Genomic DNA, 12,692 nt, shown 5'->3' on the forward strand with positions numbered 1-12,692 from the left:
TCCTTGCCGGCCGTTGCCGGCACCAAGTTTGCGCGAATGAGGACAAGTGTTATGGGTAAGAATGTCGTAGTCCTGGGCACCCAATGGGGTGATGAGGGCAAAGGCAAGATCGTTGATCTGCTGACCGAACATGCTGCCGCCGTAGTGCGCTACCAGGGTGGCCACAACGCTGGCCACACCTTGGTCATCGATGGCGAAAAAACCGTCTTGCACCTGATTCCGTCGGGCGTGCTGCGCGAAGGCGTGCAGTGCCTGATCGGCAACGGCGTGGTGGTTGCACCCGACGCCTTGATGCGGGAAATAAACAAGCTGGAAGAGAAAGGCGTACCGGTGCGCGAGCGCCTGCGTATCAGCCCGTCCTGCCCGCTGATCCTGTCCTACCACGTGGCGCTGGACCAGGCCCGTGAAAAGGCTCGTGGCGAGCTGAAGATCGGCACCACCGGTCGCGGCATCGGCCCGGCCTACGAAGATAAGGTCGCGCGTCGTGGCCTGCGCATCGGTGATCTGTTCCACCGCGAGCGTTTCGCTGCCAAGTTGGGCGAGTTGCTGGACTACCACAACTTCGTCCTGGTCAATTACTACAAAGAGCCGGCCATCGACTTCCAGAAAACCCTGGACGAGTGCATGGAATACGCCGAGCTGCTCAAGCCAATGATGCTCGACGTCACCGCCGAACTGCATAACCTGCGTCGCGCTGGCAAAGACATCATGTTCGAAGGTGCCCAGGGGTCGTTGCTGGACATCGACCACGGCACCTACCCGTACGTGACCAGCTCCAACACCACCGCTGGCGGCATCGCCACCGGTTCGGGCGTCGGCCCGATGTTCCTGGATTACATCCTCGGCATCACCAAGGCCTACACCACCCGCGTCGGTTCGGGTCCGTTCCCGACTGAGCTGTTCGACGACGTCGGTGCGTTCCTGGCCAAGCGTGGCCACGAGTTTGGTGCGACCACCGGCCGTGCTCGTCGTTGCGGCTGGTTTGACGCTGTGATCCTGCGTCGCGCGATCGACGTCAACAGCATCTCGGGCCTGTGCCTGACTAAGCTGGACGTGCTCGATGGTCTGGAAACCATCAACATCTGCGTTGGCTACAAGAACCAGGACGGTGCAGTGATCGACGCGCCGACCGACGCCGACAGCTACATCGGTCTCGAGCCGGTGTACGAAGAGATGCCAGGCTGGACCGAGTCGACCCTCGGCGCCAAGACCCTGGAAGAGCTGCCGCAAGCCGCTCGTAACTACATCAAGCGTGTTGAAGAGTTGGTCGGTGCGCCGATCGACATTATTTCGACGGGGCCGGACCGCAACGAAACCATCGTTTTGCGTCACCCGTTCGCCTGATAAGTCGTTGATGTAAAAGATAAAGGGCACCTTCGGGTGCCCTTTGTCGTTATTGGTTGTGATACGGCATGACCTTTGCTGTGGATTATTTCTTCTGGCGTGCCATCAATTTAATGGCGTCAAAACAGAGGGATTATCCTGTGTCGGCCGTTCTCTCATTGTTACAAAGCCGTTTGCTGCGGCCTGTGTTCGTAACCCTCGGTATCGCCCTTTTGGTGCAAGTGCTGGTCGCGGTCGCCCTGACTCGGAGCACCGTCACGGCGCTGGAAGCCGATCTGGCCACACGCCTGGGTGCCGACAGTCAAAAGCTTTCCGGTGAACTGGAGCAGGCCGAGCGTGAAGTCACGTCCAGCCTCGACACCTTATCCACCCATACCCGCCAGCGCCTCACGGCCGGTTTGTCCTCACGTCTGAAGGACGAGCAGGCGCAGTTGCGTGCGACCCTGGAAAAAGACCTGAAGGACTCTGCCAATGACATGGCGCAGCTCCTGGCGTCGGTCGCCCCGCGCGCCATGTGGGACAGCGACGTGCCGACCCTGTCGGAGTTTGCTCGCCGTGCGCAACGCAATCCCAACGTGCTGTTCGTGGTCTACGACGATGCCACCGGGCAACATCTGACGCGCTACCTGAATCGGGAAAACCCGATCAACAAAGCCTTGCTGGAAAAAGGCCAGGGCGAGCGGGCGCTGGACAAGTTGCTGGATGCGGCGAAAAACGATCCGTCGGTCTACTACCTCGAAGCGTCGATCAACCCTAACGGCGTGGAGATCGGCAAAGTACTGATGGGCGTGTCGACGGCCTCGGTGGAAACCAATCTGGCCGCACTGGACAAGCGCTTTACCGCGTTGATCGCCAGCAGTGATCAACTGGTCGGCGACAGCCTCAAAGGCGCGGCCGCCGACAGTGCCGCGGCCATGCGTTCGCGCCTGGCCTCGGCCCAGGGCACAGCCACGGAAATGAAAGCCAACACCGCCAGCACCGTGCAGGAAGCGGCGAGCACATTGCGGTGGCGGATCGGCATGGGCCTGGCGGTCGTAGGTTTTGGCGTGCTGCTGCTGTTGGCCGTGGTGCTCGGTCGGCGGGTGGTTAACCGTTTGAAGCTGCTGATCGCGGCGATGGATGACCTGGCTGCCGGCGAAGGCGATTTGACCAAGCGCGTGCAAATCAACAGCAAGGACGAAATCGGCGACATGGCCTCGGCGGTCAATCGCTTTGTCGACAAGCTGCAGCCCATCGTTCGCGAGGCGGGTGATGTGGCCCAGCGCACAGGCGTGGAGATCGGTGCCATGACCCTGCGCAATGCCGGCGCCGACGCGGCGGCCGGCATGCAGCGTGATGAGGTCGCGGAAAGTTTGCGCGCCTTGTCGCAGATGGCGGACGAAGCGCAGTCGGAAAGCCAGGCGATGCAAGCGGCCTTGCAACAGGTGGTGGACATTCGCCAGGCCACCGACGAAAACACCCGCACCTCGGCCAAGGTTGGCGGTTTGATCGAGGCGCTGGCGGGGCAGGTTGATACGGGCGCCAAGGTGATTGAGCGGCTGGCACAACAGAGCGAGCAGATCGAGGTGGTGCTGGAAGTGATTCACGGCATTGCCGAGCAAACCAACCTGTTGGCGCTCAACGCGGCCATCGAAGCAGCGCGTGCCGGTGAAACCGGGCGTGGCTTCGCGGTGGTGGCGGATGAAGTGCGAGCTCTGGCCAGCAAGACCCAAAGCTCGACCGGCGACATCCAGGCGCACATCGTGGCGCTGCAGCAAGGTGCGCGGGAAGCGGTGGCGGCCATCGGCCAGGCCGGGCGTCAAGCCAACGAAGGTTTGGCAGTGCTGCGCGACAGCGCACGACTGCAGCAATCGGTGCAGGCGTCGGTGGAGCAAGTGCACGCGGCGATCGGTCTGGCGACTCAGGCCGCCGAGCATCAGGCGCAAGGCGCGCAGGCGGTTCGCGGTCGCGTCGAGACGATTCACGCCCAGGCTGAGAAAGCCGCGCAGGCCGTGGTGGAAACCACTGCCAGCGGCAAAGTGCTGGATGGCTTGGCGGCGCAGTTGAAGGCGAGCCTGGGGCAGTTCAGGGCTTGAGCCTTGCGGCCGCCGGCTGAGCTATTCGCGAGCAGACTCGCTCCCACATTGCGTTTCGATGTCCTGTGGGAACGAGCCTGCTCGCCAAGCGTTCAGCGGCTCAGATACATCCGCGTCGTCAGCAGATACACCGGCAACCCCGACACCAGAATCAACAACGCCGCGTAAGGCGCGGCTGCCGCGAACTCGACGTTGGCGGTATGCGCCCATACTTCGGTCGCCAGGGTGTTGAGCCCGGTCGGACTGAGCAGCAGGGTGGCGGTCAGTTCCTTCATCGCATCCAGGAACACCAGCGCAAACGCTGCTCCCAGCGCCGGGAAAATGATCGGCAGGGTCACCCGGCAGAATGCACTAAAAGGAGACTCGCCCAGGGTCCGCGCGGCTTCTTCAAGTTGCGGCGCTGCCTTGTTCAGCGCCGTGCGGATCGGCGCCTGAGCCAGCGGCAGGAACAACAGCGCATAAGCGATCAGCAACAAGGCTGAGGTCTGGTACAACACCGGCACGTAGTGCAGGGCGAAATACACCAGTGTCAGTGCAATCACCAGCCCCGGCAACGCGTGCAGCAGATACGGCAAGCGCTCGGCCCAGATGGCCAGGCGTCCGCGATAACGCACCACCAGCAACCCCACCGGCACCGCCAGTACCAGGCACAGTGCCGCGCCACCCAGCGACAGTGCCAGTGATGACAGCAGCGCCTCGCCGATCGCCGCCATCGGGAACGCTGCCGACGAGCCGACTGCCAGCCAGTACCCGAGCATGCCTAGCGGAATGCCGCTGCCAATCAGCGCCAGCGCCAGGCAATACACCTGGCCCAGCGCGGCCCACGGGCCGAGGTGCACCTGTTCGGCACGTCGCGCCGCGCCCTGGCCGATGCGCACGTGACGACTCTTGCCGCGCACGCGCAACTCCAGCCACAGCAGGATCAGGCACATCACCAGCAGCACAGCGGAGAGCATCGCTGCGTTGGCGTTGCTGAATTCCAGTTCGAACTGTTGATAGATCGCAGTGGTGAAGGTTTGCAGGCCGATGATCGACAGCGCGCCGAACTCCACCAGCATGTGCAGCGCGATCAGCAGCGAGCCGGCCAGCAGCGACGGCCAGAGCAGTGGCAGAGTGACGCGGAAGAACACGCCCCAGCGGTTCTGGCCGAGGGTGCGCGCGGACTCTTCCAGGGACGGATCAAGATTGCGCAGGGTCGCCGCCACCGGTAGGAACACCAGCGGGTATTTGGACAGGGTCATCACCAGGATCGCGCCGCCCAGACCTTCGAAGTTCGCGCTGAGCGACACCCAAGTGAAGCTGCTGACAAAGGCCGGCACCGCGAACGGCAGACACAGAATCACCCCCCAGAGTCGTCGCCCGGGCAGGTTGCTGCGCTCCAGCAACCAGGCCAGCGACAGGCCGATCACCGCGCAGGCGACGGTCACACCGATCATCAGTAGCAAGGTGTTGCGCAGCAGCCCAAAGACGTAGGGCCGCCACAACAGGTGCAGCGCTTCGGCCCATCCGGCCTGCCAGGCTTTGAGCCCGACATAGGCCAGCGGCAGCAGGCTGAGGACCACCAGCAACAATACCGGCAGCAGCAACCAGATCGACGGACGCTTGCGCCGCGGGACGTAGCGCCCCGCAGCCGCGGCGAGGTAGGCGCTCATCAGTTCAAGCCAACGTCACGTTCCAGGTCCAGGGCTTCTTCGGCATTTCCGAGGTCGGCCGGGGTGACGTTCGGCGCTTCCAGTTCGCTGAAAGGTTTGAGGCCACGGTCCGACTGCATGCCTTTATGCAGCGGGTACTCGGCGGTGGTCTGGGTGATGACGCGCTGGCCTTCTTCGCTGGCCATGTAGGCGAGCAATTGCTGGGCTTCTTTCGGGTGTTTGCTGGATTTCAGCACCGCGGCGCTGGACACCGTGATCAGGCCGCCAACGTCGCCGCCACTGAAGTAATGCAGCTTCGAGTCGAGCTGGCCTTTTTCCCGTTGCAGGGCGAACCAGTAGTAGTTGTTGACCAGTACCGTGGCGACTTCGCCGTTCTCCACCGCCTTCAACGCCACCATGTTGTTGCTGTAGACCTTGCCGAACGCGCGCAGGCCGGTGAGCCATTCTTCCGCTGCATCCATGCCGTGCACCTTGATGATGGCCACGGCTTGTTCCTGGAAGGCGCCGCTGGTGGGGACGAAGCCGACTTTGCCCTGCCACTTGGGATCGGAAAATTCCAGCACCGATTTGGGCAGGTCTTTCTCGTCCACCAGTTTCGGGTTGAAGGCTACGACGCGTACGCGAGCGGTCACGCCAATCCAGGTGCCGTTGGCGGCCACGTAGTCTTTCGGCAACACGGCGAGGGTGGCGGCATCGGTCTGGGCGAGCACGCCTTGTTCGCCGAGTTTGTTCAGCGGCGGCGATTCTTCGGTGTAGATCACATCGGCGGGGGAGCGCTCGCCTTCTTCGACGATCTGGCTGGCGAGCTGGTTGCTGCTGCCTTTGCGCACGTTGACCTTGATCCCGGTCTTGGCCTCGAAGGCTTTGGCGACGGCATCGCCAACTTCTTTGTGCTGGCCGTTGTACAGGGTCAGGGAAACCGGATCGGCCGCCTGGGTGAGGGGAGTGGCGAGTGCCAGGCCGAGCAGGCTGGTGGTCAGGGCTCGGCGCAGGGTATTTCGAAACGTCATTCGCGGGGTTCCTCACTGTCGCATTGCAAAATCTCGTAACAATGATAAACGATATTGTTTCTCAAGTGCGCGTTGAGGCTTGCGCAAGCTGCCTAGCTGCCTAGCCACAGCACAACATTGTTTTTCGAACCCCGGAAACGCAAAAACCCGCTTTCGCGGGTTTCTGTGAAATCCAAGGTCGAAACCTTGAATTTGAATTGGTGCCCAGAAGAAGACTCGAACTTCCACGACCTTGCGGTCACCAGCACCTGAAGCTGGCGTGTCTACCAATTTCACCATCTGGGCAGCATCTTCAGCGTCGCCGCTGTTGATGTGGCGCACTATACGGAGCGCCTTTTAATCTGTAAACCCCTGATTTTGTTTTAATAAAATCAACGGTTTGAAAAACAGAAAACCCGCTTTCGCGGGTTTTTGTGTGAGCCTTGAAACTGGTCTAGTCTCAAGCTCGAAATTGGTGCCCAGAAGAAGACTCGAACTTCCACGACCTTGCGGTCACCAGCACCTGAAGCTGGCGTGTCTACCAATTTCACCATCTGGGCAGTCTCGAAACGCGTGTGCGTCGTCGATGGCGCGCACTATACGGAGCGTCTTTTTAACTGTAAACCCCTGCTGTAGAAAAAACCTGAGAAATTTCGCGAGTGGTGTGCAAAGGCCCGTTTCGCGCGTCGGCGCAGGTCTTTCCAGGGGCTTTAAAGCTCGAAATTTCCCGTTTCAATACGCGTATGCCAAACTAACCCGCATATAGACAAGGTGAAAACTCTCTAATGGCCGATTGGCAGTCCCTCGATCCCGAGGCCGCTCGTGAAGCGGAAAAATACGAAAACCCTATTCCTAGCCGTGAACTGATCCTTCAGCACCTTGCTGATCGAGGTTCGCCTGCTAACCGCGAGCAACTGGTCGAAGAGTTTGGTCTGACCACAGAAGACCAGATCGAAGCCCTGCGCCGCCGTCTGCGCGCCATGGAGCGCGACGCTCAATTGATCTACACACGCCGCGGCACTTATGCGCCGGTGGACAAGCTCGACTTGATCCTCGGTCGCATCAGTGGTCACCGCGACGGCTTCGGCTTCCTGGTGCCGGATGACGGTAGCGACGACTTGTTCATGAGCCCGGCGCAGATGCGCCTGGTGTTTGACGGTGACCGCGCCCTGGCGCGGGTGTCCGGCCTGGACCGTCGCGGTCGCCGTGAAGGCATGATCGTCGAAGTGGTGTCCCGTGCTCACGAGACCATCGTCGGCCGTTACTTCGAAGAGGGCGGGATCGGCTTCGTGGTCGCGGACAATCCGAAGATCCAGCAGGAAGTGCTGGTGACGCCGGGTCGCAACGCCAATGCCGATATCGGTCAGTTCGTCGAAGTGAAGATCACGCACTGGCCGACGCCACGCTTCCAGCCCCAAGGCGACATCGTGGAAGTGGTCGGCAACTACATGGCGCCGGGCATGGAAATCGACGTTGCGCTGCGCACCTACGATATTCCCCACGTCTGGCCTGAAGCGGTGCTCAAAGAAGCCGCCAAGCTCAAGCCGGAAGTTGAAGAAAAAGACAAAGAGAAGCGCATTGACCTGCGGCACTTGCCGTTTGTGACCATCGACGGCGAAGACGCGCGCGACTTCGACGATGCGGTGTATTGCGAAGCCAAGCCGGGCAAGCTGCGCCTGTTCTCCGGTGGCTGGAAGCTCTACGTGGCGATTGCCGACGTGTCCAGCTACGTGAAAATCGGCTCGGCCCTTGATAATGAATCCCAGGTCCGTGGCAACTCGGTGTACTTCCCCGAGCGCGTGGTGCCGATGCTGCCGGAGCAGCTGTCCAACGGACTGTGCTCGCTGAACCCGCACGTTGATCGCCTGGCCATGGTCTGCGAGATGACCATTTCCAAGTCTGGCGAAATGACCGACTACTGCTTCTACGAAGCGGTGATTCACTCCCACGCGCGCCTGACCTATAACAAAGTCAGCGCGATGCTCGAACAGCCGAAAACCACGCAGGCGCGGGAATTGCGCGGCGAGTACACCAACGTGGTGCCGCACCTCAAGCAGCTCTACGCGTTGTACAAGGTGTTGCTGGCGGCTCGTCATGTCCGTGGCGCGATTGACTTCGAAACCCAGGAAACCCGAATCATCTTCGGCACTGAACGCAAGATCGCCGAAATTCGGCCGACCGTGCGCAACGATGCCCACAAGCTGATCGAGGAATGCATGCTGGCGGCCAACGTGGCCACTGCTGAATTCCTGAAAAAGCACGAGATTCCTGCGTTGTACCGTGTGCACGACGGCCCGCCGCCGGAGCGTCTGGAAAAACTCCGCGCTTTCCTCGGTGAGCTCGGCCTGTCCCTGCACAAAGGCAAGGACGGCCCGTCGCCGAAGGATTACCAGGCGTTGCTCGCCGGGATCAAGGACCGTCCGGATTTCCACCTGATCCAGACCGTCATGCTGCGCTCGTTGAGCCAAGCGGTGTACAGCGCCGATAACCAGGGCCACTTCGGCCTGAATTACGAAGCTTATACCCACTTCACCTCGCCGATCCGCCGTTACCCGGACTTGCTCACGCACCGCGCCATTCGCAGCGTGATCCATTCGAAGCAGGACACCCCGCACGTCAAGCGTGCCGGTGCGATGACCATTCCGAAGGCGCGCATCTACCCGTACGACGAAGCGGCGCTGGAACAGCTCGGCGAGCAGTGCTCGATGAGTGAGCGCCGTGCCGATGAAGCGACCCGCGACGTGGTGAACTGGCTCAAGTGCGAGTTCATGAAGGACCGCGTGGGCGAATCGTTCCCGGGTGTGATCACCGCCGTGACCGGTTTCGGCCTGTTCGTCGAGTTGACCGACATCTACGTCGAAGGCTTGGTGCACGTCACCGCGCTGCCGGGCGACTACTACCACTTCGATCCTGTGCACCATCGCCTCGCCGGTGAGCGCACTGGCCGCAGTTTCCGCCTGGGAGACACCGTTGAAGTGCGCGTGATGCGCGTCGATCTCGACGAACGCAAGATCGACTTCGAGATGGCCGAGAAAACCATCAGCGCACCGATCGGTCGCAAGAAGCGCGGCACTGAAGCCACTACGCCAGCGGCCAAAACCGCCGCAGAACCGGCGCCGGCGAAAGCCGGTCGTCGTCCTGCCAAGGAGAAAGCCGTCGAGGCTTATCGCCCAAGCGATGCCGCCGCGAAAAACGCTGAAGTCCGTAAAAGCCGTGAAATGAAGCAGGCGTTGCTGTCTGAAGCCAAAAGCGGTGGTAAAGCGGCGTCTGGGGGAAAGACCTCGCGGTCGGCGCCTGACAGGGACGCCGGCGGCAAGCCAGCCAAACCGAGCAAACACCGTAAAGGCCCGCCAAAAGCGGGTTCGGCGCCGGCCCGCAGTGGCGGCGCGCGTAAGCCTAAGGCCAAGTCATGAGTCAGTTGGAAAAAATCTACGGCGTGCATGCCGTAGAGGCGCTGTTGCGTCATCACCCGAAACGCGTCAAGCAGATCTGGCTGGCCGAAGGCCGCAGTGATCCGCGGGTGCAGACCTTGATCGAACTGGCTGCGGAAAATCGCGTAGCTGTCGGTCAGGCCGAGCGCCGCGAGCTGGATGCCTGGGTCGAAGGCGTGCATCAAGGCGTGGTGGCGGACGTCAGCCCAAGCCAGGTCTGGGGTGAGGCGATGCTCGACGAGTTGCTCGATCGCACCGAAGGCGCGCCGCTGTTGCTGGTGCTCGACGGCGTGACCGATCCGCACAACCTTGGCGCCTGCCTGCGTTCGGCGGATGCCGCCGGTGCGTTGGCGGTAATCGTGCCGAAAGACAAGTCAGCCACCCTGACGCCGACCGTGCGTAAAGTCGCCTGCGGTGCGGCGGAAGTGATTCCGTTGGTGGCTGTGACTAACCTGGCGCGCACCCTGGAAAAACTCAAGCAGCGCGGATTGTGGGTCGTCGGTACGGCAGGCGAGGCTGAACAGGATCTGTATCAGCAAGACCTGACCGGCCCGACCATCCTGATCATGGGCGCCGAGGGCAGCGGCATGCGTCGCTTGACCCGCGACCTGTGCGACTACCTGGTGCGCCTGCCAATGGCCGGTAGCGTCAGCAGCCTCAACGTTTCCGTGGCAACGGGCGTGTGCTTGTTCGAGGCGTTGCGCCAGCGTGGTGTAAAGGCGGCTGGCAAGAAGTCCTGAGCCTGATCGGTTAAAAATGTGGGAGCGAGCCTGCTCGCGAATGCGGAGTTACATTCAGCATCAATGTTGAATGCTGGCGCCCTTCGCGAGCAGGCTCGCTCCCACAGTGTTTTGTGCGATTAGGCGAATACTCCCGGCTGTTCAAATAATCACCAATTGCCTTGCGCCGCTCCGGTCCCTTCTCTACAATTGCGCCCCTTGCTGTGACGGCAGGCGCGCATGTGCCTGATGCCAGCAAGTCCATAAGTGTCATTCACTCCTTGTCTGACCGCTTTTGAGCGGCAGGCTACAACCCGTAAGGAGCATTCATGCGTCATTACGAAATCATCTTTTTGGTCCACCCGGATCAAAGCGAGCAAGTCGGCGGCATGGTAGAGCGTTACACCAAGCTGATCGAAGAAGACGGCGGTAAAATCCACCGTCTGGAAGATTGGGGCCGTCGTCAACTGGCCTACGCAATCAACAATGTTCACAAGGCTCATTACGTGATGCTGAACGTTGAGTGCACTGGCAAGGCCCTGGCCGAGCTGGAAGACAACTTCCGCTACAACGATGCAGTGATCCGTAACCTGGTCATCCGTCGCGAAGAAGCCGTTACCGGCCAATCCGAGATGCTCAAGGCTGAAGAAAACCGCAGTGAGCGCCGTGAGCGTCGCGACCGTCCTGAGCACGAAGGCGCTGAAAGCGCTGATAGTGATGACAGCGACAACAGCGATAACGCTGACGAGTAATCCACGGACCTTTTAAGGAGCCTATCAAATGGCACGTTTCTTCCGTCGTCGTAAATTCTGCCGCTTCACCGCTGAAGACGTGAAGGAGATCGATTACAAAGATCTCAACACTCTGAAAGCCTACGTATCCGAGACCGGCAAAATCGTTCCAAGCCGTATCACCGGTACCAAAGCTCGTTATCAGCGTCAGCTGGCCACCGCTATCAAGCGCGCCCGCTTCCTGGCCCTGCTGGCCTACACCGACAGCCACGGCCGCTGAGACCGGGCAGTCGACACGTAGTAAAGGATCGAATGCATGCGCGCCGTAGCTGAATTCATCATGCGAGGACGTGTGCAGGCCATGCTGGTCGTGGTCGGGTCTGCGGCATTGCCGCTGTTGTTCTGGTTGAGTGCCGCCGCGGCTAGCCTTGTGCTGCTGCGGCGCGGTTCGGACGCCTTGGGCGTCATTGGTGTGGGGGTGCTTTCAGCGTTGGTTTGCTGGCACTTCCAGAAAGACCCCAGCGCGCTATTGGTGCTGCTCGGGACTTGTGGCCTGTCGCTGGTTTTACGCGCAGGCCATTCCTGGAACCGCGTGCTGCTGTGCAGCATGGCAATCGGGTTGTTGTGTGCAGTGAGTCTTGGGACGTTGTTCAGCCCCATGGTCGATGGTCTGTCGCAGGAGTTTGCAAAAGTCCTGCCGCAAGCCCTCGGTGAGGTCTACGAGAAACTCTCGGTCGACCAGCGAGCGTCCCTCGCTTCACTGATTGCACCCCTCATGATCAGTTCGATCGCGGTGGTGTTTCAGATATTCAGTGTGTTGTGCCTGATTCTTGGGCGCTATTGGCAAGCGTTGTTGTACAACTCCGGTGGTTTTGGTCGCGAGTTTCGCCAGATCAGAATTCCCAAGGGACTGGCGTTGTTGCTGCTGGCAATCATGCTTGTGGGGCCGTTCTTTGGCGCACAAATGCTGATTCTGTTGCCGTTGTGCAGCGTACCGCTGGTCTTCGCCGGGCTAGCCCTGATTCATGGGTTGGTGGCGCAAAAAAGGCTGGCCGGTTTCTGGCTGGTGGGGTTGTACGTCACGCTGGTGCCATTCATGCACCTGATGGGTCCGTTGCTCGTGGTCATGGCCATTGTCGACAGCCTGATTGATTTTCGCGGTCGTCTGGGATCGAAAGACCCCGATAGCGCGAACGGTGAAGGTTAAAAGTTAAGAGGATTTTCACATGCAACTGATCCTTCTGGAAAAAGTCGCCAACCTGGGCAACCTGGGCGACAAAGTAAACGTTAAGGCCGGTTACGGTCGTAACTACCTGCTGCCTTACGGCAAAGCTACCGCTGCGACCGCTGCCAACCTGGCTGCGTTCGAAGAGCGTCGCGCTGAGCTGGAAAAACTGGCTGCAGACCGTAAAGCTTCGGCTGAAAGCCGTGCTGCCCAATTGGCCGAGCTGGAAGTGACTATCACTGCCACCGCCGGTGACGAAGGCAAGCTGTTCGGTTCGATCGGCACCCACGACATCGCTGATGCACTGACCGCCTCCGGCGTTGAAGTGCAGAAGAGCGAAGTTCGTCTGCCGAACGGCACCATCCGCAACGTAGGCGAATTCGACGTAGCCGTGCACCTGCACGCCGAAGTTGAAGCCACCGTACGCGTTGTCGTGGTAGCTGCTTAAGCAGTACTCGTCGGCTGGCACCCTCGGGTGCTTGTCGGTAACATCGGGCACGATCCTGTTTACAGGTCGTGCCCTTTG

General features: G+C 60.7%; 10 protein-coding genes and 2 tRNA genes. 8 read left to right on the forward strand and 4 right to left on the reverse strand.

The features are described from left to right. Window positions 1-51: 51 nt before the first annotated feature. Window positions 52-1,344: an adenylosuccinate synthase gene (locus tag RG836_RS11990; RefSeq protein WP_310845653.1), complete on the forward strand. Its 1,293-nt coding sequence runs from the start codon at window positions 52-54 to the stop codon at window positions 1,342-1,344. Between the two features lie 140 nt (window positions 1,345-1,484). After that, window positions 1,485-3,419, forward strand: a complete 1,935-nt coding sequence (locus RG836_RS11995; protein ID WP_310845655.1) for a methyl-accepting chemotaxis protein — start codon at window positions 1,485-1,487, stop codon at window positions 3,417-3,419. Window positions 3,420-3,511: 92 nt separating this feature from the next. Here the strand turns inward: RG836_RS11995 and RG836_RS12000 are convergent, their stop codons facing one another. The 4 genes from RG836_RS12000 to RG836_RS12015 all read right to left on the reverse strand — a co-directional run bounded on the left by RG836_RS12000 (window position 3,512) and on the right by RG836_RS12015 (window position 6,620). Further along, window positions 3,512-5,071 carry an ABC transporter permease gene (locus RG836_RS12000; protein WP_310845656.1) on the reverse strand — a complete coding sequence of 520 codons (1,560 nt, stop codon included), beginning with the start codon at window positions 5,069-5,071 and terminating at the stop codon, window positions 3,512-3,514. Further along, window positions 5,071-6,081: an extracellular solute-binding protein gene (locus RG836_RS12005; protein WP_310845657.1), complete on the reverse strand. Its 1,011-nt coding sequence runs from the start codon at window positions 6,079-6,081 to the stop codon at window positions 5,071-5,073. The genes RG836_RS12000 and RG836_RS12005 overlap by 1 nt, the downstream gene beginning before the upstream one ends. 198 nt (window positions 6,082-6,279) lie before the next feature. Next, a tRNA-Leu gene (locus tag RG836_RS12010) sits at window positions 6,280-6,366 on the reverse strand. A gap of 167 nt (window positions 6,367-6,533) precedes the next feature. Next, window positions 6,534-6,620 (reverse strand) — tRNA-Leu (locus RG836_RS12015). 225 nt (window positions 6,621-6,845) lie between these two features. Here RG836_RS12015 and rnr point away from each other — a divergent pair. The 6 genes from rnr to rplI all read left to right on the forward strand — a co-directional run bounded on the left by rnr (window position 6,846) and on the right by rplI (window position 12,614). Then, window positions 6,846-9,473, forward strand: a complete 2,628-nt coding sequence (rnr, locus tag RG836_RS12020; protein WP_310845658.1) for a ribonuclease R — start codon at window positions 6,846-6,848, stop codon at window positions 9,471-9,473. Then, window positions 9,470-10,231 carry a 23S rRNA (guanosine(2251)-2'-O)-methyltransferase RlmB gene (gene rlmB / locus RG836_RS12025; RefSeq protein WP_007939580.1) on the forward strand — a complete coding sequence of 254 codons (762 nt, stop codon included), beginning with the start codon at window positions 9,470-9,472 and terminating at the stop codon, window positions 10,229-10,231. Before rnr ends, rlmB begins: the two co-directional genes overlap by 4 nt. A 308-nt stretch (window positions 10,232-10,539) precedes the next feature. Further along, complete coding sequence (gene rpsF, locus RG836_RS12030) at window positions 10,540-10,962, forward strand: 30S ribosomal protein S6 (RefSeq protein ID WP_003217491.1); 423 nt, start codon at window positions 10,540-10,542, stop codon at window positions 10,960-10,962. 28 nt (window positions 10,963-10,990) lie between these two features. After that, a complete protein-coding gene (rpsR, locus tag RG836_RS12035) occupies window positions 10,991-11,221 on the forward strand; it encodes a 30S ribosomal protein S18 (protein ID WP_002551829.1) in 231 nt (76 codons plus the stop codon). Between the two features lie 36 nt (window positions 11,222-11,257). Further along, a complete protein-coding gene (locus tag RG836_RS12040) occupies window positions 11,258-12,148 on the forward strand; it encodes a YybS family protein (protein WP_310845663.1) in 891 nt (296 codons plus the stop codon). Between the two features lie 19 nt (window positions 12,149-12,167). Beyond that, window positions 12,168-12,614 carry a 50S ribosomal protein L9 gene (rplI, locus tag RG836_RS12045; protein WP_075117606.1) on the forward strand — a complete coding sequence of 149 codons (447 nt, stop codon included), beginning with the start codon at window positions 12,168-12,170 and terminating at the stop codon, window positions 12,612-12,614. Window positions 12,615-12,692: the final 78 nt, after the last annotated feature.

The sequence above is a fragment of the Pseudomonas rhizozeae genome, from assembly GCF_031583775.1.
Taxonomy (GTDB): Bacteria; Pseudomonadota; Gammaproteobacteria; order Pseudomonadales; family Pseudomonadaceae; genus Aquipseudomonas.